This window comes from Archangium lipolyticum, assembly GCF_024623785.1.
Classification (GTDB): Bacteria; Myxococcota; Myxococcia; order Myxococcales; family Myxococcaceae; genus Archangium; species Archangium lipolyticum.
In genome coordinates, this window is the sequence record NZ_JANKBZ010000006.1 from 296274 (window position 1) to 318713 (window position 22440).

Annotated in this window: 20 protein-coding genes; 6 read left to right on the top strand and 14 right to left on the bottom strand. The window is 68.4% G+C overall.

The window, feature by feature from the left end:
* Nucleotides 1-8: 8 nt before the first annotated feature.
* The 3 genes from NR810_RS16145 to NR810_RS16155 all read right to left on the bottom strand — a co-directional run bounded on the left by NR810_RS16145 (nucleotide 9) and on the right by NR810_RS16155 (nucleotide 3943).
* Nucleotides 9-782, bottom strand: a complete 774-nt coding sequence (locus tag NR810_RS16145; protein WP_257453500.1) for a methyltransferase domain-containing protein — start codon at nucleotides 780-782, stop codon at nucleotides 9-11.
* Nucleotides 783-928: 146 nt separating this feature from the next.
* The gene (locus NR810_RS16150) at nucleotides 929-1669 is read right to left on the bottom strand and encodes a hypothetical protein (RefSeq protein WP_257453501.1); all 741 of its coding nucleotides are present in this window, start codon (nucleotides 1667-1669) and stop codon (nucleotides 929-931) included.
* Nucleotides 1670-1789: 120 nt separating this feature from the next.
* Nucleotides 1790-3943, bottom strand: coding sequence for a hypothetical protein (locus NR810_RS16155; protein WP_257453502.1), 2154 nt, complete (start codon nucleotides 3941-3943; stop codon nucleotides 1790-1792).
* A gap of 145 nt (nucleotides 3944-4088) precedes the next feature.
* On the opposite strand from NR810_RS16155, the gene NR810_RS16160 reads away from it, so the two are divergent.
* Nucleotides 4089-5090 carry a hypothetical protein gene (locus NR810_RS16160; RefSeq protein ID WP_257453503.1) on the top strand — a complete coding sequence of 334 codons (1002 nt, stop codon included), beginning with the start codon at nucleotides 4089-4091 and terminating at the stop codon, nucleotides 5088-5090.
* A 19-nt stretch (nucleotides 5091-5109) separates the two neighbouring features.
* On the opposite strand, the gene NR810_RS16165 is transcribed toward NR810_RS16160, so the two are convergent.
* From NR810_RS16165 to NR810_RS16195, 7 genes are all read right to left on the bottom strand, one after another.
* Nucleotides 5110-7011 (bottom strand): serine/threonine protein kinase, encoded by a 1902-nt coding sequence (locus tag NR810_RS16165; protein ID WP_257453504.1) that lies wholly within the window; start codon nucleotides 7009-7011, stop codon nucleotides 5110-5112.
* Complete coding sequence (locus NR810_RS16170) at nucleotides 7008-7853, bottom strand: DUF2381 family protein (protein ID WP_257453505.1); 846 nt, start codon at nucleotides 7851-7853, stop codon at nucleotides 7008-7010. The genes NR810_RS16165 and NR810_RS16170 overlap by 4 nt, the downstream gene beginning before the upstream one ends.
* A gap of 132 nt (nucleotides 7854-7985) precedes the next feature.
* On the bottom strand, nucleotides 7986-8741 hold the full coding sequence (locus NR810_RS16175; protein WP_257453506.1) for an ABC transporter ATP-binding protein: 756 nt from the start codon (nucleotides 8739-8741) through the stop codon (nucleotides 7986-7988).
* Nucleotides 8738-9589: an ABC transporter ATP-binding protein gene (locus NR810_RS16180; RefSeq protein ID WP_257453507.1), complete on the bottom strand. Its 852-nt coding sequence runs from the start codon at nucleotides 9587-9589 to the stop codon at nucleotides 8738-8740. The genes NR810_RS16175 and NR810_RS16180 overlap by 4 nt, the downstream gene beginning before the upstream one ends.
* Entirely contained in the window at nucleotides 9589-10656 is a 1068-nt protein-coding gene (locus NR810_RS16185; RefSeq protein ID WP_257453508.1) for a branched-chain amino acid ABC transporter permease, read from the bottom strand. The genes NR810_RS16180 and NR810_RS16185 overlap by 1 nt, the downstream gene beginning before the upstream one ends.
* 8 nt (nucleotides 10657-10664) lie before the next feature.
* Nucleotides 10665-11594: a branched-chain amino acid ABC transporter permease gene (locus tag NR810_RS16190; RefSeq protein ID WP_257453509.1), complete on the bottom strand. Its 930-nt coding sequence runs from the start codon at nucleotides 11592-11594 to the stop codon at nucleotides 10665-10667.
* Entirely contained in the window at nucleotides 11594-12799 is a 1206-nt protein-coding gene (locus tag NR810_RS16195; protein WP_257453510.1) for an ABC transporter substrate-binding protein, read from the bottom strand. Before NR810_RS16195 ends, NR810_RS16190 begins: the two co-directional genes overlap by 1 nt.
* Nucleotides 12800-13048: 249 nt before the next feature.
* On the opposite strand from NR810_RS16195, the gene NR810_RS16200 reads away from it, so the two are divergent.
* Nucleotides 13049-13729: a hypothetical protein gene (locus NR810_RS16200; protein WP_257453511.1), complete on the top strand. Its 681-nt coding sequence runs from the start codon at nucleotides 13049-13051 to the stop codon at nucleotides 13727-13729.
* Here NR810_RS16200 and NR810_RS16205 read toward each other — a convergent pair.
* The 4 genes from NR810_RS16205 to NR810_RS16220 all read right to left on the bottom strand — a co-directional run bounded on the left by NR810_RS16205 (nucleotide 13726) and on the right by NR810_RS16220 (nucleotide 18671).
* On the bottom strand, nucleotides 13726-15249 hold the full coding sequence (locus NR810_RS16205; protein WP_257453512.1) for a serine/threonine-protein kinase: 1524 nt from the start codon (nucleotides 15247-15249) through the stop codon (nucleotides 13726-13728). The two genes, NR810_RS16200 and NR810_RS16205, sit on opposite strands and share 4 nt — an antisense overlap.
* A gap of 45 nt (nucleotides 15250-15294) precedes the next feature.
* Entirely contained in the window at nucleotides 15295-17127 is a 1833-nt protein-coding gene (gene dnaK / locus NR810_RS16210) for a molecular chaperone DnaK (RefSeq protein WP_257453513.1), read from the bottom strand.
* A 6-nt stretch (nucleotides 17128-17133) separates the two neighbouring features.
* Nucleotides 17134-18084: a nucleotide exchange factor GrpE gene (gene grpE, locus NR810_RS16215; protein WP_257453514.1), complete on the bottom strand. Its 951-nt coding sequence runs from the start codon at nucleotides 18082-18084 to the stop codon at nucleotides 17134-17136.
* A gap of 86 nt (nucleotides 18085-18170) precedes the next feature.
* Nucleotides 18171-18671 carry a transcriptional regulator gene (locus NR810_RS16220; RefSeq protein WP_257453515.1) on the bottom strand — a complete coding sequence of 167 codons (501 nt, stop codon included), beginning with the start codon at nucleotides 18669-18671 and terminating at the stop codon, nucleotides 18171-18173.
* Nucleotides 18672-18821: 150 nt separating this feature from the next.
* On the opposite strand from NR810_RS16220, the gene NR810_RS16225 reads away from it, so the two are divergent.
* From NR810_RS16225 to NR810_RS16240, 4 genes are all read left to right on the top strand, one after another.
* Nucleotides 18822-19514: a DUF4476 domain-containing protein gene (locus NR810_RS16225; protein WP_257453516.1), complete on the top strand. Its 693-nt coding sequence runs from the start codon at nucleotides 18822-18824 to the stop codon at nucleotides 19512-19514.
* A gap of 3 nt (nucleotides 19515-19517) precedes the next feature.
* Nucleotides 19518-20534 carry an endonuclease/exonuclease/phosphatase family protein gene (locus NR810_RS16230; protein WP_257453517.1) on the top strand — a complete coding sequence of 339 codons (1017 nt, stop codon included), beginning with the start codon at nucleotides 19518-19520 and terminating at the stop codon, nucleotides 20532-20534.
* A gap of 96 nt (nucleotides 20535-20630) precedes the next feature.
* Entirely contained in the window at nucleotides 20631-21500 is an 870-nt protein-coding gene (locus NR810_RS16235; RefSeq protein WP_257453518.1) for a DUF1206 domain-containing protein, read from the top strand.
* A gap of 73 nt (nucleotides 21501-21573) precedes the next feature.
* Nucleotides 21574-22440: a DMT family transporter gene (locus tag NR810_RS16240; RefSeq protein WP_257453519.1), complete on the top strand. Its 867-nt coding sequence runs from the start codon at nucleotides 21574-21576 to the stop codon at nucleotides 22438-22440.

The following is a 22440-nucleotide window of genomic DNA, read 5'->3' on the forward strand; positions in this document are numbered from 1 at the left end:
GCGGCCCCTCAGGAGGCGGAGGGGCGCATCGCCACGACGAAGCGCCGACGAAACAGGAAGGGTGTGCCGTGCGGTGCGGCCGGGTAGTCCTGGCGCAGGAGGGGCCGGAGGGTATCGAGGAAGGCCTCGCCCTCCGAGGGGCCCAAGGCCGAGAGCACCGGCCGGAGCGTCGTGCCGAGCAGCCACTGCAGGACCGCGTCCTCACCCGGGAGCACATGGAGGTACGCCGTCTCCCAGGCATCCACGGCGAAGCCGAGCGCTGACAGGTGCGCCTCGTAGAAGGCGAGCGGCTCGGCATGCCCGCGGCGCACGGAGGCGAGCGCGGGAGCGAACCTGGGCAGCGCGCGCACCTCGTCGATGCGCCGGTGCGAGGGCTCCTCGAAGTTGGCGGGCACCTGGAAGGCGAGCACGCCGCCCGGAGCGAGCAGTCCCACCAGCCGAGACAGCAAGGCGGCATGGTCGGGCAACCAGTGGAGGGCGGCATTGGAGACGAGCACGTCGAGCGGGGCGGAAGGGGCCCAGCGCGCGAGGTCGGCGAGCTCGAAGCGGACGCGCTCCGGAGCGGTGCGGCGGAGCGCCTCGGAGACCATGGCCTCGGAGGAGTCGACCCCGAGCACGCGCGAACCGGGCCAGCGTTCAGCGAGAGTCAGCGTGAGGTCACCCGTGCCACAACCGAGGTCCGCGACGAGGGAGGGAGCGGAAGCGGGCACCCGGGCGAGCAGCTCGAAGAAGGGGCGCTTGCGAGCATCGCGGAAGTGCGCGTACTGCTGGGGGTCCCACATGGAGTGCCTCCGCGCGTCGTGGTCGTGCGAGACAGCCCCGCACGTTGCCGCGGGATGAAGGGGGGTTGGCGCGAGGCCCCAGCCGGAGACAGGAGACCGGCTGGAGCGGGACGCCCGGAGAAGAGACCCCGCCCCGGGAGGAGGAACTACCGGCGGGGCGTCGCGGTACCGGCGTCCGTGGAGCCAGTGCCAGCGTCGGCGGCCGCGGAGCCAGCGCCGGAGGAGGCAGCGCCACCGTCGGTGGTGGGGGTGCCACCGTCAGCGGCGGCGGCGGAGGAGGCCGGGGTGACGGCAGGCGGCGGGTTGATCAGCTCGAGCGAGGTGAGGAAGTCATCGGCGGCGGGAGCGCCGATGCTCGGGTTGTAGAGGACGAGGAGGGTGTAGAGGCGGGGGCCGACGAGGAAGTTGCGGGCCTTGACCTCACCGGCGTCGGAGGAGACGACGAAGGCCTTGCCGGGGTAGCCCTGGACGGTGACGTCCTCCTCGGACTTGATGGTGCCCTTGAGCTGGTTGACGAGGCCGTTCTTGCCCTCGTTGAGGAAGGCGGCGGCGGGGTTGGCGGCGACGACCTTCTCGGGGTAGTCGGCGGTGCTGATGGAGTAGAGGACGCCCTCGACGTTGGAGGTCCAGGCGGCGGTGATCACCTTGCCGCCGGGGATGGCGACCTCGCCGCGCTGGGCCTGGGGCTCACCGGGGATCATCACGGAGAAGTTCTCGGGGGGAGAGAGCTTCTGGAGCTGGGGCTTGGCGCGCTCGACGGGAGTGCTCTCGCTGGAGGAGACCTCCTCGACGGTGGAGGAAGCGGTGGCGCCCTCCTTGGTGGCGCAGGCGGCGCCGAGGAGCGAGAGGGTGACGAGGGCGGAGAGCAATCGGGACAGCGATGACATATGTGCGAGTCCTGAAGGTGGTGGGTGAACGAACCAGCGGCGGACCCTAGACGAGTCCGCCGCCGGTCGCTACGTCCGAGTAGGGGGAGAGGCGGCTAGGGAGAGGAACAGTCCGTCATCTCACTGGCACGAGGAGATAGGGGTATTCGGGTTACCGGTGTTGCGAGAGTCGTGCTGGTACTTGGGCCAAGGCGCATCCGGGTCGAGGCCCCGGCTGTCCACGACGAAGGCGTACAGCTTGCCTCCTGCGGGCACGTAGAGAACGCCAACCTGCTCTGCCCGGCCTACTCCCGAGACGTCTCGCGCACAGTCCATAGCGGGCGACAGCGCATTGAGACCGACCCCGCCAGGCAGCGTCCAGATGTTGGTAAGAGTGTCGCTGGACCAAGCCCCCACCGTTCCCGTAGTTCCCTCCGTACCTACAGCGTACAGAGCACCATCCCGACCGAGAATGGGCGCGCTCTTGAATGCACCTGCTCCAGCCGGGAAAGCCCTGATATCACTGCCCCCCAAAGTGATCGCGGCCAGGCCCGCCTTGCCTCCACTTAGATTGCCCGCACCGAAGAACACGACATTGTTCTGCCCAACAACGAATTGCTCAGTCCTTCCACTTGAGGAATACAACCAAGCCGGCGTCGCAGGCGTCGTGGTGCTACCTGAATTAGAAATGGACAACACTGCGCCTTGAGTGCGAGCCCCGCCATACGCGCCAACAACATCATTCCCCACCAATGCCAAACCAGTCACCTGGGATGCATTTGGTACCGGCCAACCAGACCGAACGTTGCTATTGGTGAACTGGTAGCTCGTCAGCTCATAACTATCATTGGAAAAGAAAACGAACTGGTTCTGCACGACGAGAGGCCCTGGACCTTCGATTGTCTGACTGAGATCCACGGGACCAGTGACCGGGCACTTCTCCCCACTCGCCTCCGGGCGGATCGCTCGGATGCTCCCTTCTGTCCCGATATTTGCCACCGCGATCGCCGTTTCGATACCAGCATCCGTGGTCTGCAGTGCCAGGTTGCTTGAGATTTGACCGCTGGTGGCAGAACACCGAATCCGCTCTGCGCCAGTGCTCCCATTGATAGACACCAATGCAGCATCACCTGCGCTAGTATTGATTCCGACATACACAGTCTCAATACCACCACCACTCAATGCCCCAACGAGTGGCCCACTAACAACAGCTCCAACAGGAAGCTCCCATTGTTTCCTTCCCTCGGGCTGCACAGCAATAACCGTTCCCACCGAACCAGCTGCAGTGCCGACATAGATGGTGCCTTGAGCACCAATGGCAGCAGGAGTTCTGATGAGAGCGCCTCCGGTGCTAGCATCAAACACCCACTTCCAGCGCGTCATGTTCACGCTGCTCGACCCAGTCCCCGCGTTGCCAGCCTTGTCCTTGCCCTGCACATCGATCTGCATCGCACCGCGGAAGGCATTGAAAGGTGGCTCCCACAGTTTCACCTGAGCCACTCCACAGAAGACCGAGTCACAGCCCTGGCTCGATACGAACGGCGTGACAGGTACCGCAGGCGCGAATCCCCCATCCGTGCCTCTCAGCGTGACTGTCAGAGAGGACGGCTCCAGGTTTGGGTCGTTCGTCCGAATCTCCACTGGCAATACCTGGTCACGCCTCCATGCGTTAGCAAAGCCCGACTCGGGGTCTCCGTACGTCGTGCCCCCACCAGATGTACCCGCATCCGCAGGTGGCACCGTCACCACGAACGTGGGCGGAGTCGCATCCACCGTCAGATGGACCGTGGTGCTCGGGCTACCGCCGTCCGGATACGCCGCCGTCAGGAGGAACACGCCATCTCCGGCTGGCGGCGTCCACTGCGCGGTGTAGACCCCCGCGCTTCCCGAGACTGTCCCCAGCGAACCGCCCGTTCCGCCGTCACTCCGAGCCACGCTGAAGCTCAGGGTCTCTGGGAATTTCAGCTCGAACGTGGGGTCCGCAACCAACTCCGCCCGCACCGTGACCGCGCCCCCACCCACCAGACCGCCGTCACCCGGCGTCACCACCAGGCCCGTGTACCTCGGCACGCAGCCGTCCGACTTCGTACACGCCTCATACGGCGCACACGCCGGGTTGCACTGGTCTCCACTGACCTCCTTGTTGCCCGCGTAGCAGAGATTCACCCGCGTATCGCAGAGGCCATCGCCGCCGTTCGTCCGGCAATCATCGTCCGTCGTGCACGTTCGAGCCGGCACGGTACATCCCGAGAGCGCCCCCAGCAGCAGTACCGTTGCGAGGACCTTGCGCAGCATCACAGTCACCTCTCCAAACCCTTTGACGGCCCGATCCGGGGGGATAGCATGGTGCCCCTACTCACGGAAGCGAGCCCGCCTGCGCGGCTCTCCCCCATCGCTCCCTGCTTCCGCGTACGGCCTGTCCCTTCTCGAGGAGTCCACCGTGCAACAGTCTTCCTCCTCGCGACCCGCTCTGCTCCTCGCCCTCGGCCTGCTGCTCGCCCCTGCTGCCCGGGCCCAGACGGACTTCGTCGCCCTACACCCGTGTGCCATCGTCGGCGAGAAGGACAAGAACAAGGTCCAGGACCTCCAGGCCACCTGCGCCACGGAGATCGCCCGCAGCGACGCACAGCTCGTGTCCTCCGACCAGGTCAGCGCCTTCCTCGACAAGGAGGCCAAGGGCTCGTGCACGCTCGCCAGGAAGCCCGCCGAGTGTCTGGGCAAGCTCGCCACCGCAACCCAGGCCAGCCGCGCCGTGCTCATCACCGTCCTCCCCGGGCAGCTCACGCGCGTCTCCGGCCTCGTGGTGGACTCCAAGGGCGAGGTGATCGACCAGAAGAGCATCCAGATCCGCAGTCGTGGCCAGCCCCAGGTGGAGCTCGTCCGCACCGCCATCACCCGCCTGCGCGAGCAGCTCTCCATCGTCCCCGTGAAGATCGCGCCGCTCATCGAGCAGCCCCCGGCCCCAGCCCCGCCCGTGACGACTCCCCCACCCGCGCAGTCCACCACGGGCACGGCCCAGGCCGAGACGGCTCCCACCCCACAACCCGCTCCGCCCGAGGCCATCGCCGTGAAGCAGGAGGGCCCCAGCATCTGGAAGAACTGGAAGCGCCCCGCGGCCTACGGTGCCGCGGGCGCGGGGGTCGTGGCGCTCGGGCTCGCGGGCTACTTCGCCATCGCCGGCAACAACGCGATGATCGATTCCAACAAGCCCTACGCGAACAACCAATTCCCGGCCCAGGACGAGTTGGACGGCATCGTCGAGCTTCGCAAGGAGGCCAACAGCAAGCGCACCATCGCGGGCGTGAGCGCGGCCGTGGGCGCCGCGCTCGCGGGCGCGGGTGTCTACCTCTGGCTCAATGACCGCCAGACCTCGTCCACCCCCGGAACCGCAGCCCTCTCGGCGGGTCCTGGTGGCGTGAGCGTCCACGTCCTCCTGCCCTGAAGCCTCTGGCGCGGGCCCGCTACTCGAAGTGGTCGACCGCGACGACGGAAAATTGTTTGGGAATGTTCGCCGTCCCGGGTGGACTGGGATCCCATTGCCTGGGAGCCCCCTGTCTTCCGTCACCCGCCCCGAACGCGAAGCACACGGGGACGATCTCCCCTGTTGGCAACTTCGCTCGGTCGTAGTGGGCGACGATGCGCTCGCCCCGCGTCCATAGATAGCCGTACAGCAGAGTGCCCAGTGGCAGGTATCCCTTGAACCCGTAGAGACTCGTGACGGTCTCGCTCACGATGGGACCTTCTCGGAAGTTCGCGACATCTGAGTACTCTCCGGGCTGATTGACGTCGACATGCACGAACATGGGGCTATCCAGGGGCACCCTCAGCCTGTCCATGGTGGAAAGTGCCTCCTTCGGACACTCCCGCCGAGGAGGCTGTGCTGGGACTCCCGCGCAGGCGGAGAGGACCAGACCCGCCGCGAGCGCCGCGGCACACCTCTCCAACGACGGATGAGCGTCTTCCTTCACGGTGGAACCGTCCTCGGCTTCCTGCTGTGGCAGGTCACCACGGGCATTCTGGGTATTCACAGGAGCTTCCTTCATCGGAGACCTCCAGGGCGCGGTACGTGACGCCCCTGGCTCACGAATAGACCACACCAGACCCGAAAGGCATGCGACAGCCAACAGCACCCACGCGCTCCTCGTACCCGGTCGCCTGCGCTCGGACCGCGATGAAGCGGCCGGGACTGCCTCGGTGGGAGCGGGGATGCGAGGTCGCTTGCGCAATGCCCGATTCTTCCTCAACTGCCACCGCAGCTCACGCGCACGCGCCGCAGCATGCATGAGCGCCGCCTCATGCCCGGGTGCGATGGGTCCCTGAATCCCCGCCTTTTCCGTCGACCGCGAGTGCGTGGAGGGACCATCGTCCCATTGGAAGAGGAATTCGTCCCACTGGCTGTCTCCATCCGACAGGGCTGCCTGGATGGCCGTGTAGACCTCCCGGGCGCTTCCACCCCGCGCCTCCGGCCGCTTGGACAACAGGCGCATGGCCAGCTCACTGGCGGAACGCGGGACGCGCGGGTTGAGCAGCACCGGCGGGGAGGGCTCCGCCTGCTCGATTCTCTCGTAGAGCAGGGGCCGGAACAGCTCGGGCGAGAAGGGGTATTCGTCCGTCAGCAGCCGGTAGAGGATGACTCCCAATGCGTAGAGCTCGTCCGCGAGCGTGAAGCGATACCGGGCCTGCGCCTGCTCCGTCAGGAGGAAGCGAACCGCCTCGGGGCTGCGGTAGTGCGCGGTGCCCGGTGGCAGCCCCGAGCCGGTGAGGGTGACTGCGCCCTCATGATCCCCCACGCCGAAATCCAGCAGCACCGGCTGGTCGTCCTTCTCACGAACGATGATGTTTTCGCCCTTCAGGTCCCGATGGAACACCCCCGCTCCGTGCACGGCCTCCAATGCCAGTGCCAGTGAGCCCACCTGGCCCATCACCTCCCGCGCCGTCCGGTTGCGCTGAGCCGACCACTCGTAGAGGTTCGGACCCGGTAGGTACTCCAGTACCAGATAGGGCACACCCTGGTGCTCGCCCTGTCCGAGGCAGCGCACTACTCCCGGGTGCACGATCCGGCGCAGGATTTCCGCCTCTCGCAGCAGCCTTCGCCTCGCCTGCGGCTCCTCGTCCGGCGTCCGGCCCACGGCCAGCTTCAGCGCCACGGGTTCCAACATGCCGCCAGCCAATCCCGGCCGTGTGTCCTCCGAGAGGTACACCACCCCATAACCGCCCTGCCCCAACCACCGCAGGATGCGCCAGGGGCCCACGCACATCCCCGCCGACAACCCGCGAGGAAACGCATCGTCCACTGGCACCACCGGCAGCGCATCCCCACCCGAACTCGTGGGCGCCGTCGAAGAGGAGGACTTGCCACTCATGGGGGCCCTCCCCATTCCACCTGGAAGCCCCGCCCTGATTCCCGCTCCCGTATCTCCAAATGAAATGCCTCCGTTTTCAATGGCCACTCCACGAATACCCACTCGCGCACTCCCGGCATGAGCCGGGGAACGCGCATTCGCGCGGACAGGGCCACCGGCTTCGGGCCGAGCACCGGACTGGTCAACCACACCACTCGCGGTTCCCACGGTGGCTCTCCCGCCCGATTGCTCACGGGAATAGCGACAACCCGTTGCATTCCCAGTTGGTACATCCAGGGCGATCCCGCCTTGATGCCCAGAGGGAAGATGCTGGCGTGGAGCATGCGCCCGTCGATCCGCTCTCCCAGAACCCACACACCCGCCAACAACTGCTGCATCAGTGTCGACGGCTCACCCGGCTCCGCCGGACCCACCACCCGCGCGAGCTTCTCCGAGAGCGCCACCCGCACCTCCGTGTCCACCTCGGACGGGTGCGGCACGAGCATCAGCACGGCCCGTGTCACCGTGCTGCCCCGCGTGAAGCTCACCCGCAGCGGCACCCGCTCCCCCTCGGCCAGCTCCCGCACGGGCTCGAGCACCACCACCCGCCCCTGCGCGCCCAGCACGCGAATGCGCTCGGGGTCTTCCACCTCCACGATGCCAGGCGCCACGTCCGCCTCGAAGGCCAGCGTGGTGAGGTAGTCCGGATGGACGCGCACCTCCCCCGACTCGCCGGGCCCCTCGCGCAGCACCACCTGTCGTGCCTTCAGCACCCGCGCCGCCACCGGCCCGGGCCGCGCTCCCGCCGCTGACGCCACGAGCGTCACCAGCACCAGCGCCATCCGGAGAAGCGTAGCGAGCACGTGACCTCCCTGGTCAGCAATGCTAGCAGTCTTTTCCGGTCAGGTCAGCGCGTGGAACTCGGGTGGGAAGCCAATACCCTCACCCCAGCCCTCTCCCAGAGGGAGAGGGGGCATACACGGGTGGGAATCCGGTTACTCGCCGAGGTAGGCCTTGCGGATCTCCGGGCTGTCCAGCAGCGCCTTGCCCGCTCCCGCCATCACCACCTCGCCCGTCTCCAGCACGTAGCCGTAATGGGCGAAGTTCAGCGCCAGGTGCGCGTTCTGCTCCACCAGCAGGATGCTCACCCCCGCCGCGTTCACGTCCCTCAGGTTGCGGAAGATCGTCTCCGTCACCTGCGGCGCCAGTCCCAGCGAGGGCTCGTCCAGCAACAGCAGCTTCGGCCGGCTCAGCAGCGCGCGGGCGATCGCCAGCATCTGCTGCTCTCCTCCCGACAGCGTCCCCGCCAGCTGCTTGCGCCGGTCCTTCAGCCGAGGGAAGAGCGCGTAGCTCTTCTCCATGTCCGCCGCGATTCCCTCCGCGTCGTTGCGCAGGTACGCACCCAGCTCCAGGTTCTCCAGCACCGTGAGGTTGGGGAACACACCCCGGCCCTCGGGCGCGTGCGCCATGCCCCGAGGCACCAGCTGGTGCGCCTTCGCCCCCGTGATGTCGTGACCCTCGAGCGAGATGCGCCCGCCCACCGGCTTGAGCATCCCGCTCACCGCGCGCAGCGTGCTCGTCTTCCCCGCTCCGTTGGCCCCGATGAGCGCCACCACCTCGCCCTTGCCCACCGTCAGCGTCACGCCCCGGAGCGCCTGGATGGCCCCGTACGACACCTTCACGTCGTTCACCGCCAGCAGCGGCGGGAACTCCTGGCGCGCACCCAGCACCTTCACCTGAGCCTCGTTCACGCCGCCCCTCCCTGCGACTCCAGGTAGCTGTCTCCCAGGTACGCCTCGATGACCTTCCGGTCGCTGCGCACCTCGGCCGGCGCTCCCCGGGCGATCGTCTCGCCGTGGTCCAGCACCGTGATCTTCTCGCAGATGCCCATCACGAGCTTCATGTCATGCTCGATGACCAGGATGCCCAGGTTGAAGTCGTCCCGGAGTTTGCGGATCAGCACCATCAGGTCCGCCTTCTCGCGGGTGTTCATGCCCGCCGCCGGCTCGTCCAGCAGCAGCACCTTGGGCCTCGTGCCCAGCGCGCGGGCGATCTCCAACCGCCGCTGCTCGCCGTAGGGCAGGTTGCGCGCCTCCTCGTTGCGCCGGTGCGAAAGCCCCATCACCTCCAGCAGGCGCTCGGCCTGCTCCGTGAGCTCGCGCTCCTCGGCCTGGAAGCCCGGCGTCAGCAGCAGCGCCCGCCACCAGTCGCGGTAGTTGCTCATCGCCCCGCGGAACTTCGCGCCCAGCCCCACGCCCTCGGGGTTCAGCGCCCCCTGCGCCCGGCACGCCACCTTCACGTTGTCCAGCGCCGTCAGCGCCCGGAACAGGCGGATGTTCTGGAAGGTGCGCGCCAGTCCCAGGTGGTTGATCTGATGCGGCAGCCGCCCGTTCACCCGCTGCCCGCACACGCGCACCTCGCCCTGGGTGGGCTGGTACACGCCGGTCAGCACGTTGAACGCCGTCGTCTTGCCCGCGCCGTTGGGGCCGATCAGCCCCTGCAGGTCTCCCTTGTGGATGGCGAGATTGAAGTCCGAGAGCGCCTTGAGGCCCCCGAACTGGATGCTCACCCCCACCGCCTCGAGCAGTGGCCCGCTCATCACATCCCCTTCCGGCGGCGCGGAATCCACCGCGGCAGGATCTCCCAGATTTCCCTCGTGCCGAACAGACCCTGTGGCCGTGCCAGCATCAGCACCACCAGCAGCATGCCGTACACGGGCATGCGGATCTGATCGACCTTCTGTGCCAGGCTGCCCTCCGCCCCGAAGGCGGTGAAGGCCGAGCGCAGCCCCTCGGGCAGCAGCGTGAGGAACACCGCCGCCACGATGGCGCCCGTCGTCGAGCCCAGTCCGCCCAGCACCACCATCACGACGATCTCCATCGACTTCACGAAGGTGAAGGAGCCGGGGTTGATGATGGGGACGAAGTGCGCGAACAGCCCGCCCGCCACGCCCGCGAAGAAGGAGGAGATGACGAAGGCGCGCACCTTGTAGCCCGTGGTGTTGACGCCCATGGCCTCGGCGGCCACCTCGTCCTCGCGGATGGCCCACAGGCTACGGCCGTGGCTGGAGGCGGCGATGCGGCGCGCCACCAGCACCACCAGGAACACCCAGAAGCCCACCATGGCCACCGAGGACGTCTGCGGAATCCCGCTCAGCCCCAGCGCCTTGCCGAAGGCCTCGGTGTTCTGCACCGCCACGCGGATGATCTCCCCGAAGCCCAGCGTCACGATGGCCAGGTAGTCACCGCGCAGGCGCAGCGAAGGCAGGCCCACCAGGAAGCCGCAGAGGGCCGCGGCGATACCGCCCACCAGCAGCGTCACCACCAGGAGCACCTGGTCGCTCGCCGCCACCGGCAGGAAGGAGATGGCCACGTCCTTGAGGGCCAGCGCTGTCACGCCGGAGAGGTAGGCCCCCACCGCCATGAAGCCCGCGTGGCCGATGGAGAACTGCCCCGTCATCCCGTTCACGATGTTGAGGCTCACCGCGAGGATGATGTTCACCCCCATGATGGACAACAGGTAGGTGGCGAAGGGCGAGTTGCTCAGCAGCCACTCCAGGAGGAGCAGCACCGGCAGGGCCACCAACAGGGGGAAGATGCCCCGGAGCGGGGCGGGAATCCCGGAGGGCTTCCCGGAACCAGAAGAGACGGCAGCGGCGGTATGCATGCGCGGCGTCAGACCTTCTCTGCCGCGACCCGGCCGAACAGACCTCCGGGCCGGACGAGCAGCACGAGGATGAGGAAGCCGAAGGCCACCGCGTCACGCCAGGTGCTCGCGGCGTAGCCTACCACGAACTCCTCCACCAGACCCAGCAGCAGCCCGCCCACCATGGCCCCCGGCACGTTGCCGATACCGCCGATGACCGCCGCCACGAAGGCCTTGAGGCCCACGTACAGCCCCATCAGCGGGCTCACCGAGGTGTCCTTGATGGCGTAGAGCAGACCCGCTCCCGCCGCCAGCGCGCTGCCAATCATGAACGTCAGCGAGATGACGCGGTCGGTGGGGATGCCCATCAGCGCCGCCACGCGGTGGTCGAAGGAGACCGCCCGCATCGCCCGCCCGAAGCGGGTGCGGAAGACGAGGTACTGCAGGCCCGCCATCAGCCCCACCGCCAGCAGCAGGGAGATGACCTGCCAGTTCCACAGCACCACGTCCGGGAACTCGGGGTCTCCGACGGTGAACCACATGGCGGGCTTGATGATCTGCGGGAAGGCCCGCGGCGCGGCGCCCGGCAGGAAGCCGATGTCCAGCTGGAAGCCGTACGAGAGCGTGAACGAGATGCCGATCGCCGTGATGAGCGCGGTGAGCCGGGGCTTCTCGCGCAGCGGCCGGTAGGCGAAGCGCTCGATGAGGAAGCCCATCAGCGCGCAGCCCCCCATCGCCACCAGGAAGATGAGCAGCACGCCCCAGAGCGTGCCCTGCGCCTGGCGGCCGAGCATGAAGGCCGTCGAGTAGCCCATGTACACGCCGACCATCATCACGTCGCCATGGGCGAAGTTGATGAGCTTGAGCACGCCGTAGACCATCGTGTAGCCGAGCGCGACGAGCGCGTAGATGGTGCCAGCGGCGATGCCGTTGATGAGGTGCTGGAGGAGCTGGGACATTACGGGTTGACGCTGGTGACGAACGTGGTCTTGCCGTCGCCGATCTTGAGGATGACGGCCGACTTCACGGCGTTGCGGTTCTTGTCCAGCGTGATGGTGCCGGCCACGCCCGGGAAGTCCTTGGTCTGGGCGATGGCGTCCCGGATGGCCGGGCCGCTCAGGTCCTTGGCCTTCTCGATGGCGGCGATCGCCACCTTGGCCGAGTCGTAGCCCAGCGCCGCCAGCGCGTCCGGCACGCCGCCGTACGCCGCCTTGTAGTCCGCGATGAACTTCTGCACCTTCGGATCCGGGTTGTCCGGCGAGTAGTGGTTCGAGAAGTAGCTGCCATCCAGCGCGTTGCCGGCCAGCTCGAACAGCTTCTCCGAATCCCAGCCGTCACCGCCCATCAGCGGCACCGTCAGGCCCTGCTCGCGCGCCTGGCGCGCGATGATGCCCACGTCGTTGTAGTAGCCCGGAACGTAGATGGCCTGCGGCTTGGTGCGCTTGATGGCCGTGAGCTGCGCGCGGAAGTCGGTGTCGCCCTGCGAGTAGCTCTCCGTGGCGGTGATCTTCCCGCCCATCTCGGTGAACTTGCGGCTGAACACGTCCGTGAGGCCGATGGAGTAGGCGCTCTTGTTGTCCTGGAAGATGGCCACCTGGTTGAGCTGCAGGTTCTCGCGGGCGAACTTCGCCATCACGAAGCCCTGGAACGGGTCGATGAAGCAGACGCGGAAGATGAAGTCGCCCTTGTCCGTCACCGCGGGATTGGTGGACGAGGGGGTGATCATCGGCACGCCGGCCGCCTGGGCCTTCTCGGCCATGGCCAGGGAGTTGGACGAGGCCACCTCGCCCAGGATGAGGACCACCTTGTCCTGGGTGATGAGGCGGGTGACGGCCTGGGCGGCCTCCTCGGGCTTGCCCTGATCGTCGTAGACGCGCACGGCCAGCTTCTTGCCCTTCACCCCACCGGCGGCGTTGGCCTCCTTGAGGGCCAGGTCGATACCGTTGCGGGTGGAGATACCGAAGGTGGCCTGGGCACCGGTGAGGCTTCCCACCTCGCCCAGCAGGATGGTGTCCGAACCACCGGGCGTGCCTCCTGTGTTGGCCGGCTGGGCAGCCTGGCCACCAGGCGCCGCCTCACCAGAGGGAGCGGGCTGCGTCTTCTTCTCACACGCGGCCGCGAACAGCGCGAACGCGGCGATGAGCATCGGGGCGAAACGGCGCATGGGGGGATCTCCTGGGAAAGGCCACGGCAAAGCCCCGGTTTTCTATGGGGACCCGGAAGAGGGGTCAAGCTCGCAACGGCTCGCTGTCCGGCTCTCCTGCCTTTTTTTCCACCCTGCGTCCTGGTGCGTTATCCAGACCCCTCTGGGGCCACCGAGCGGCCGAGCCTCGCCTGCCCTCCTCCCGGAGACTGACGTCCCGCCCCCCCGGCTCCCACCTTTGTCGGAGACGAACCCCACCAGGAGGCGGACATGTATCAGCGCACAGACATCAAGGAAGGCATGACGGTCCGCAGTGTCGACGGCCACAAGCTCGGCAAGGTGTACGCCGTGGGCGAGACGGAATTCCATATCGAGAAGGGTCTTTTCTTTCCCAAGGACTACGCCGTGCGCTACGCGGAGATCAGCGAGCTGCGCAACGGGGAGATCATCCTGGCCCACGGCAAGGAGAGCCTGCGGACGTTCTCCGACGAGGTGCCCTACGGAACCGGAACCAGCAAGATCGGACACGAGGCGGCCACGAACGCCGCGTGGCTGAACGCGGGTGAGCGCACGGGGCTCCCCTTCGGCCACCGGCCCGAGGAGCTGCGCACGGAGGACCTGGGCAACCAGGAGATCGGGCCGTACAACACGGAGGGTGCCCGGGCCAGCCCCATCCTCACCGAGGAGGACCGGAGCATCGGCACCCGTCCGATCGCCACGACCCGGGGTGTGGACACCCCCATCCCCCCCGGCCCCCCGGTGACGGAGCGGCCCGCGGCCCTGCGCGCGGAGGAGGAGTCGGCCCGTGAGCGCGCGCTGCTGGACGAGAGGACCATCATCCACGGGGACGAGCTCTATGACGAGCCCCGCCGCGTGGCTCCCCGGAGCGACGCGGGCACGCGCAAGTTGGACCTCAGCGGCGAGGACGACCCGACGAAGCGTGGCCTCTAACGGCCCGAGCGGTCGTTCTTGGCGGAGGCGGCGGCGCGCAGCCGGGTCGACTCGGAGGGCGCGCTCGCCGTGTTCCCCGTGAGGTGGACACGCTCCAGGCGCTCGAAGCCGCGCAGGCGCTCGGGGAAGTGGGCGGACACGAGCCGGCCCACCTCCACGTCGCGCGCCGGGGGGCACGCCTCCGCCAGCGCCTCCGCCATCTGGAGCGCGTTGACGTAACGGCCCTCCGGCTTCTTCGAGAGCGCCACCTCCATCACCTCCCACACGGGCAGGGCGATGCTGCTGGGACGGCCCAGCGTGTCGTCACAGATGGCGTGCATGGACTCCAGCTCGTCCCCGCGGTCGAACGCGCGCACGCCGGTGAGCGCCTCGAAGAGGATGAGGCCCACGGCGAAGAGGTCGCTGCGCGCGTCCAGGCGGTGGCCCCGCGCCTGCTCCGGTGACATGTAGAGGGGCTTGCCCTTCACGATGCCCGGCAGCGTCACCGTGCGCTGGGCGCGCGCCTTGGCCACGCCGAAGTCCAGCACCTTCACCCGCCCGTCGAAGCCCACCATCAGGTTGTGCGGCGACAAGTCGCGGTGCACCAGGTTCAGCGGCACCCCGTCCTCCGCCCTGGCGATGTGGGCCGCGTGCAACCCGTGCAGCGCCTGGATGACGACGGCCACCGTCACGGCCGGAGAGGGACGCGTGGTCTTCAGGAGCCGATCGAAGTCCACCCCGCGCACCAGCTCCATCACCAGGAAGTAGGCGCCCTGGGCCTCACCGAAGTCGTAGAAGGTGACGAGGTTGGGGTGTGACAGCCGCAACCCGATGCGCGCCTCGTCCAGGAACTGCTTCACGATGTCCGGGTCCGAGGCCAGGTGCGGGAGGATGCGCTTGAGCGCCACCAGCCGGCCGAGCCCCTCGGGGCCCCGCGTGCGCGCCACCAGCACCTGTGCCATACCGCCGGTGCCCAGCGGTGTCACCAGCTCGTAGCGGCCGATGCGCCCGCGCGGCCCCGTCACCGGGTCATCGTCCTGCGGGGCCAGGTCGTCCAGCCGCTCCAGCACGTTGCGCCCGTCGGAGAACGCGAGGAAGGCCACCACCGCGTTGTCCAGCTGGTCGCCGATGGCGTCCACCAGCTTCATCACCAGCTGGCCGCCGTCGTCGAAGCGCCCCTCCACCACCAACCCCAGGGTGCCCAGCTCCAGCTTGCCGAGCGCCAGCTGGGAGCAGAAGAGCATCCGCCCGTCCTTCAGGCGGTGCGGGCCCGTCCACTTCGTGGCCTCGAAGACGTCCACCTCCAGCTGGCCCAGCACCCGGGTGAGCACCGGGCCCGACGTGCCCCGGAGACAGACGAAGCCGGCGGAGGCGTGCACCAGCCGCGCGCACTGGGTGAGGAACACATCCACCGCCGTGTCGAGGTCCATGCCTCGCTCCAGGCAGTCCTCGAGGATGTGATCCGCCATCCGCACCACGGCGGTGAGGCCGCGCAGAAAGGCGACTTCTGCTTCGAGCGAGGGGAATTCCACGGTGCGCATTGAACACCGGGGAGGCGGGCCCCGGGAAGGGGGCCCGCGCGGGGCTCAGGAGCCCGACTTCGACTGGTCCGCGTAGAGGGCGTCCGCGATGCGGTAGGCGCTGGTCTCCAGTTGCTGGTAGGCCTCCTTGATGGCGGCCGGATCCGAGCCCGTCAGCAGTTCCTTGAGGCGGTCCAGATCGGCCTTGATCTCCGTCCGGTCCTTCTCCTGGAGCACATTGCCGTACTCCTCCAGGCTCTTCTCGGTGGTGTAGAGGAGCGAGTCGCAGTTGTTGCGCAGCTCGGCCAGCTCCTTCTTGAGCTTGTCGTTGGCCTGGTTGGCCTGGGCGTCGGAGATCATCGCCTGGATCTCCGCCTCGGACAGGCCGGAGTTGCCCACCACGCGCACCTGCTGGATCTTCCCGGTGCCCAGGTCCTTGGCGCTCACGTGCACGATGCCGTTGGCGTCGATGTCGAAGGACACCTCGATCTGCGGCACGCCCCGGGGCGCGGGAGGGATGCCCACCAGCTCGAAGCGGGCCAGCGTCTTGTTGTCCACCGCCATCTCGCGCTCACCCTGGAGCACGTGCACGGACACCAGCGGCTGGTTGTCCACCGCCGTGGAGAACACCTGGCCCTTCTTGCAGGGGATGGTGGTGTTCTTGTCGATGATCTTCGTGAAGACACCGCCGGCCGTCTCGACACCGAGCGACAGCGGCGTCACGTCCAGCAGGAGGACGTCCTTCACCTCGCCCTTGAGCACGCCGCCCTGGATGGCCGCGCCCACGGCGACGACCTCGTCCGGGTTGATGCCCTTGTGCGGCTCCTTGCCGAAGAACGCCTTCACCTTCTGCTGCACCGCCGGCATGCGCGTCATGCCGCCCACCAGCAGCACCTGGTGGATCTGCTGCGCGGTGATGCCCGCGTCCTTGAGCGCGATGCGGCACGGCTCGATGGAGCGCTCCACCAGGTCGGCCACCAGCGCCTCGAAGGTGGCGCGCTCGACCGTCTCGGTGAGGTGCTTGGGGCCGGTGGCGTCCGCGGTGATGAAGGGGAGGTTGACCTCCGTCTCCGTGGCGCTGGACAGCTCGTGCTTGGCGCGCTCGGCGGCCTCCTTCAGGCGCTGCAGCGCCATGCGGTCCTTGCGCAGGTCCAGGCCGTTGTTCTGCTCGGCGAAGCGCTTGGCCAGGAAGTCGATGAGGCGCTGGTCGAAGTCCTCGCCACCCAGGAAGGTGTCGCCGTTGGTGCTCTTGACCTCGAAGACGCCCGAGTTGAGCTCCAGGATGGAGATATCGAACGTGCCGCCGCCCAGGTCGTACACGGCGATGCGCTCGGCGCCGATGTCACGCACCTTGTCCAGGCCGTAGGCGAGCGCCGCGGCCGTGGGCTCGTTGATGATGCGCAGCACGTTGAGGCCGGCGATGCGGCCCGCGTCCTTGGTGGCCTGGCGCTGGCTGTCGTTGAAGTAGGCGGGAACGGTGATGACCGCCTCGGTGACGGGCTCGCCGAGGTAGTCCTCCGCCGTCTGCTTCATCTTCATCAGCACGATGGCGCTGACTTCCGGCGGGCTGTAGCCCTTGCCGCGGATCTCCACCCAGGCGTCCCCGTTGGGGCTGGGCACCACGCGGAAGGGACTCACGCTGATGGCCTTCTTGGCCTCGGGCGAGTCGAACTTGCGGCCGATGAGCCGCTTGACGGCGAAGACCGTGTTCTCCGGATTGGTGATGCCCTGACGCTTGGCGATCTGCCCCACCAGGCGCTCACCGGACTCGGTGAAACCCACCATCGACGGCGTGGTGCGGCTGCCCTCGCTGTTGGGGATGACCACCGGCTCGCCACCCTCCATGACGGCGACGCACGAGTTCGTCGTCCCCAGATCGATTCCAATCACCTTGCCCATGACGTCCTACTGGCTCCCCGAGGGAGTGGTTCCGGGCTTCGCGGTGGTGGTCCCCCCCGTGGGCTCACCCTCCGGCGTTGCGCTTGAAGAAGTCGGCTCGGGCGCGGGCGGCGCGTTCTCCGGCGCGCGCGCCACCACGACCAGCGCGGGCCGCATCAACCGCTCATTGAGCATGTAGCCGCGCACGGCCTCGTAGAGGACGTGGCCCGAGGGCACCGCGGCGCTCTCCACCTGCTGCATGGCCTCGTGCAGGCGCGGGTCGAACGGCTGGCCGACGGCGGAGAAGCCCTTCACGCCATGCTTGCCGAACGCGCTGTCGAAGAGCTTGCGCGTCATCTCCACGCCCGTGCGGAGGCTCTCGAAATCAGAGGACTTCTGGGCCGCCTCCAGCGCGCGGTCCAGGTTGTCCACCACCGGGAGGAAGTCCTTGAGCAGGCGCTCGGAGCCGAACTTCTGGACCTCCTCCTTCTCCTTCTGGGCGCGCTTCTTGTAGTTCTCCAGGTCGGCCGTGGCGCGCAGGCCGCGCTCGTGGCTGTCCTTGAGGCGCTCCATCATCTCGCGGCCCTTGGACTGGCTGAACTCGAGCTGCTGGCGCGTCTCCCCCAGCTCGCGCTGGGACTGCTCCAGCTGCTGGCGCGCCTCCGCCAGCTCGCGCCGGGTCTGCTCCAGCGCGGTCGCCAGCGCGAAGGTGTCGTCGGAGCGGGTGGAGGGCTCCTCGAAGACGGACGGCGGCATGTCCACCTCCAGGGTCATCCCCCCTTCGGGAAGCTCCACATCCAGCGTCCGTCCACCCTCGGGGAATTCCACCTCTTGCGTCCTCCCGCCCAGGGACGCCTCGTCCTCCTCCGGAGGGGGAGTCTCGGCGCGACGCTCCACGCTCTTCAGCGCGGCGTCGATGACGTCTTGAGAGATGTGGGTCTGGAAGCTGCCCTTCTCGTCGCGGTTCGAGTCGGCCACGCGCGCACTATGTCATGGGGCCGGGGTCGATCCAACCGCCCTGGGGGCGGCCGGAGGTTGGCCGCCCCTTTCCCGCCTCCCAGACGTCAGGTCGCCGGGCGGGAGGGCTTCTTGCGGCCGATGGACTTCTGGGGGCCCTTCCTGGCCGCGGCCTTCTTGGCGGCGGTCTTCTGGGCGGGAGCCTTGGCGGCCGTCTTCTTGCGGCCGATGGACTTGGTGCCCGCCTTCTTCGCGGCCTGGGGACGGGGCGCCGGTTCGGAGCGGGGACTCGACTCCTGCCGGGGGCCGGGCTCCGGGCTCGGCTGGGGAGCCGGCGCGGAGGCCGCCTGCTCCTTGAAAGCACCCTCGACGGTGTCCTCGACGTGGCGCACGGCCGACTCGAGCCGCTCCGCCGCCTGCTTGCCCGTGGCCACCGCCCAGGTGCGCAGGTTCTCCAGCCCCTCCCTCACCTTGGCCTGCTTGGCGGGGTCCTTCACCTCCACCATCAGCCGCTGCGCCTCGGTCTTGAGCTCCTCGCCGGTGCGCTTGAGCTCCTCACCGGAGCGCTTGAGGAAGTCCATCAGCTGCTTGTCCCATTTCTCGGCCATCAGTCTCTCTCCTCCATCACGGGCGGTGCGAGCCGCTGGGCCCGGAGCCGGGCAGGCTATACTGATTCGCCAGTCGGGCGAGCGCGGGAACATCCATCAGACTGCACACCTGTCCGGCGTACAAAACAATCCTCACCCCTGGAGAGACGGATGAGAGCGGTACTGATTGCCGTGGCGACCCTGCTGGCCGTCCCGGCCCTGGCCCAGAACAAGAGCACGGAGAAGAGCACGGAGGCCAAATCCGCCCCCCAGACCGCGCCGGTCCGGCCGCCTCCGCCCAACGGCAACCCGGGCACCACGGGCTTCCCGGACACGGCGGGCAACCCGGTGGTGGTGGAGCGTGACGCGCTCATCCTTCAGCTCGCGAGCATCAACGAGAAGCTCGCCACCGCCGCGGGCCGGGCGAAGAAGGACCGGCAGCTCCAGCAGCTGATCGACAGCGCCCGCGCGGACCTCAAGGAGGTGGGCCGGCAGGTGACGAACGCCCCACCGGCGCAGCGCCCGGAGCCCTCGCGTCCGCCGCCTCCTTTGCCGCAGCCGCACCCGCCCACGGCGCAGCCCATCACCGATGCCATGCTGCGCTCGCTGGTGGCGGCCATCCGCAACGAGCCCTTCGCGGATGATCAGCTCGCCGTGCTGGAGCAGGCGGCCTCCTCCCAGTACTTCCTGGTGGCCCAGACGCAGGACATCCTCCGCCACATCAACTTCTCCAAGGACAAGCTGAAGGCCCTGCGCCTGATGCGCCCGCACCTGCTGGACATGGAGAACAGCTTCAAGCTGTACGAGTCCTTCCAGTACTCCAACGACAAGGACGAGCTGCGCCGCATCCTGGCGGCTCAGTAGGCCATGCCACGCCCCCTTCCGCTCATCCGCCTGCTGGGAACGCTCGCCGTTCTCACCCTCCTTTGCGCCTGCCAGAGGCCCTCCGAGCAGGACGACCCGCTCCACGATGCCGGGACGAGAGCGGACGCGGGCCTTCCCGGTGGTGATGCCGGAACGGCCGGGGATGCGGGCACGTCTTCCCTGGCGTTCAGCGCGGGCAACTGGAACCTCGAGTGGTTCGGGTCCACGGCCGACGGTCCGGCCGACGAGCAGCTCCAGCTCGACAACGCGCGGAAGATCATCTCCACGGCCGGAGCGGACTTCTGGGGCCTGGCGGAGCTCGTCGATGCCACGCACTTCGCGGCACTGAAGCAGCAGCTGCCCGGCTACGACGGCTTCATGGCCAGTGACCCGCGCATCCCCTCCGGCTCGTACTACTACTCGGACTCCGAGCAGAAGGTGGGCATCCTCTACCGGCCGGACGTGGTCACCGTGCGGGACGCGAAGCTCATCCTGACCTCGAGCAACTACGACTTCGGCACGCGGCCTCCGCTGCGCGTGGACCTGCGCATCACCCGCAACGGGGTGAGCGTGGACCTGGTGGCCATCGTGCTGCACATGAAGGCGCTCTCCGACGTGGAGTCCTATGACCGCCGCCAGCGGGCGGCGCTGGCGCTCCAGGACTATCTGGACACGAACCTGCCGGATGCGCGCGTCCTCGTGCTCGGAGACTGGAACGACGACGTGGACGTCTCCATCACCCGCGACCCCAACGTCGTCAACGGCTACATGCCCACGCCGTACAGGAACTTCCTCGACGCTCCGGCGGAGTACAGCTTCCTCACCCGGCCCCTGTCCCTCGCGGGCCAGCGAAGCACGGTGAACAACACCCAGTTCATCGACCACCAGCTCGTCAGCAACGAGCTGCTCTCGAATTACGTGAGCGGCTCGGCCCAGCGCGTGATGCCGGGCAGCGACATCCCCCAGTACGGCACCACCACGTCGGACCACTACCCGGTGCTCAGCCGCTTCGCGTTCTAGCCCGTCCGCTCGGAGACCATACGGCCTTCCGAGCGCCCTCCCTGGCACGCCGCCGCGTGTGCCTACCTTTGGAAACGCCAGAGGACGGGAGGGACGATGGCGAACGAGATTGGCCGGAAGGCCTCGGAGCTGAAGCGGCAGGGAGACCACCTCGGGACCCAGGCGATGCACAACCCCTGGACGGAGCGGCTTGCCCGCCTGGGCTACCTGGCCAAGGGCGTGGTGTACGCGGTCATCGGGGTGCTCGCGCTGCAGGTGGCCTTCGGCCAGGGCGGCGAGACGACCGATACCCATGGCGCACTGACCACGCTGTCCCAGCAGACCGGGGGCACGGTGCTGCTCGCGGTCGTGGCCGTGGGCATGGTGGGTTACGTCCTCTGGCGCGTGGTGCAGGCCTGGATGGATCCGGATGGCAAGGGCACCGGCGCGAAGGGGCTCGTCACGCGAGCGGGCTATCTCGTGAGCGCGGGCGTCTACACCTTCCTCGCGGTGTCGGCCTTCCGCCTGGTGCTGGGCAGCGGAGGCGGCGGCGGGCATGGAGACCAGAGCGCCCAGACGTGGACGGCCCGGTTGATGTCGCAGCCCTTCGGACAGGCCCTGGTGGCCGTGGTGGGCCTCGTCATCGCCGGAGTCGGCATCTGGCAGGCCTACAAGGCGTGGAAGGAGAAGTTCCGCGACAAGCTGCGGCTGGACGGGATGCGGCCGCACCAGGCCGAGTGGGCGGTGCGCATCTCCAAGCTGGGCATCCTCGCGCGAGGCCTGGTGTTCGTGATGATGGGCGTGTTCCTCGTCCAGGCGGCGCTCACCGCCAACCCGCGGCGGGCCCATGGACTGGACGGCGCCCTGGCGACGCTCGCGGCCCAACCCTACGGGGCGGTGCTGCTGGCCCTGGCCGCGGCGGGCCTCGTGGCCTATGCCGTCTACATGGCGCTCGAGGCCCGGTACCGCCGCTTCCTGGGGGCCTAGCCGCCCCTCGTGCGCTCCATCCGGCGGCGGTAGCTTTCCCGGTGTGCCCGGCGTATGAGTCACCCGCGCCGCCATGCTCCGCTCCCGCCTCTACCTCCTCGCCGCCGCCGTGCTCTGGTCCACGGCCGGCGCCGCCGTGAAGCTGTCCACCCTTTCGGGCTGGCAGATCGCCTCCGGGCGCTCCCTCGTCGCCGCGCTGGTGCTCGCGCTCGCCATCCCCGCCGGCCGCCGGCGTCTGTCCTGGCGAGGCATCGCCGCGGCGGTGGCCTACGCGGGCACGGTGGTGCTCTTCATCCTCGCCAACAAGCTCACCACCTCGGCCAACGCCATCTTCCTGCAGGACACCGCGCCGCTCTACGTGTTGCTCCTGTCGCCGCTCCTGCTGCGCGAGCGCCCCTCCCGCGGCGAGCTGGCCGCCGTCCCCGTGTTCCTGCTCGGCCTGAGCCTCTTCTTCCTCGACCAGCTCGACCCCGGGCAGCTCCTGGGCAACGTGCTGGCCCTGGCCTCGGGCCTCGCCTTCGCCCTGTGCATCCTCGGGCTGCGCGCGGTGGGCGAGGAGGGCTCCGCGGTGCTCGTGTGGGGCAACCTCATCGCCGGCGCCAGCGTACTGTTGCCCGCGCTCGGAGGACCCGCGCCCACGGCGCTGGACCTCGGGCTGCTCGTCTTCCTCGGCGTGTTCCAGCTCGGCATGGCCTACGCCCTCTTCCAGCGTGGTCTGCGCGAGACGCCCGCGGTGGAGGCCTCGCTGCTCATCCTGCTGGAGCCGGTGCTCAACCCGGTGTGGACCTTCCTCTTCGCGGGCGAGAGGCCCGGGAAGTGGGCGCTCGTGGGCGGCACCATCATCCTGCTCGCCACCGCGTGGCGCACACTGCTGGGCTCCCGGGGCGGCAATGCGTCCCCGGCCAAGGAGACTCCGGCGCACGAGGGTGCCGGGAGCTGA

What these genes read in the sequence shown, in the direction of transcription:
- NR810_RS16220 (WP_257453515.1), bottom strand. Translation starts at nt 18,671, where the DNA reads ATGGCCGAGAAATGGGACAAGCAGCTGATGGACTTCCTCAAGCGCTCC.
- NR810_RS16240 (WP_257453519.1), top strand. Translation starts at nt 21,574, where the DNA reads ATGCTCCGCTCCCGCCTCTACCTCCTCGCCGCCGCCGTGCTCTGGTCC.
- NR810_RS16165 (WP_257453504.1), bottom strand. Translation starts at nt 7,011, where the DNA reads ATGAGTGGCAAGTCCTCCTCTTCGACGGCGCCCACGAGTTCGGGTGGG.
- dnaK (WP_257453513.1), bottom strand. Translation starts at nt 17,127, where the DNA reads ATGGGCAAGGTGATTGGAATCGATCTGGGGACGACGAACTCGTGCGTC.
- NR810_RS16145 (WP_257453500.1), bottom strand. Translation starts at nt 782, where the DNA reads ATGTGGGACCCCCAGCAGTACGCGCACTTCCGCGATGCTCGCAAGCGC.
- NR810_RS16195 (WP_257453510.1), bottom strand. Translation starts at nt 12,799, where the DNA reads ATGCGCCGTTTCGCCCCGATGCTCATCGCCGCGTTCGCGCTGTTCGCG.
- NR810_RS16180 (WP_257453507.1), bottom strand. Translation starts at nt 9,589, where the DNA reads ATGAGCGGGCCACTGCTCGAGGCGGTGGGGGTGAGCATCCAGTTCGGG.
- NR810_RS16190 (WP_257453509.1), bottom strand. Translation starts at nt 11,594, where the DNA reads ATGTCCCAGCTCCTCCAGCACCTCATCAACGGCATCGCCGCTGGCACC.
- NR810_RS16235 (WP_257453518.1), top strand. Translation starts at nt 20,631, where the DNA reads ATGGCGAACGAGATTGGCCGGAAGGCCTCGGAGCTGAAGCGGCAGGGA.
- NR810_RS16185 (WP_257453508.1), bottom strand. Translation starts at nt 10,656, where the DNA reads ATGCATACCGCCGCTGCCGTCTCTTCTGGTTCCGGGAAGCCCTCCGGG.
- NR810_RS16155 (WP_257453502.1), bottom strand. Translation starts at nt 3,943, where the DNA reads ATGCTGCGCAAGGTCCTCGCAACGGTACTGCTGCTGGGGGCGCTCTCG.
- NR810_RS16150 (WP_257453501.1), bottom strand. Translation starts at nt 1,669, where the DNA reads ATGTCATCGCTGTCCCGATTGCTCTCCGCCCTCGTCACCCTCTCGCTC.
- NR810_RS16230 (WP_257453517.1), top strand. Translation starts at nt 19,518, where the DNA reads ATGCCACGCCCCCTTCCGCTCATCCGCCTGCTGGGAACGCTCGCCGTT.
- NR810_RS16225 (WP_257453516.1), top strand. Translation starts at nt 18,822, where the DNA reads ATGAGAGCGGTACTGATTGCCGTGGCGACCCTGCTGGCCGTCCCGGCC.
- NR810_RS16205 (WP_257453512.1), bottom strand. Translation starts at nt 15,249, where the DNA reads ATGCGCACCGTGGAATTCCCCTCGCTCGAAGCAGAAGTCGCCTTTCTG.
- NR810_RS16200 (WP_257453511.1), top strand. Translation starts at nt 13,049, where the DNA reads ATGTATCAGCGCACAGACATCAAGGAAGGCATGACGGTCCGCAGTGTC.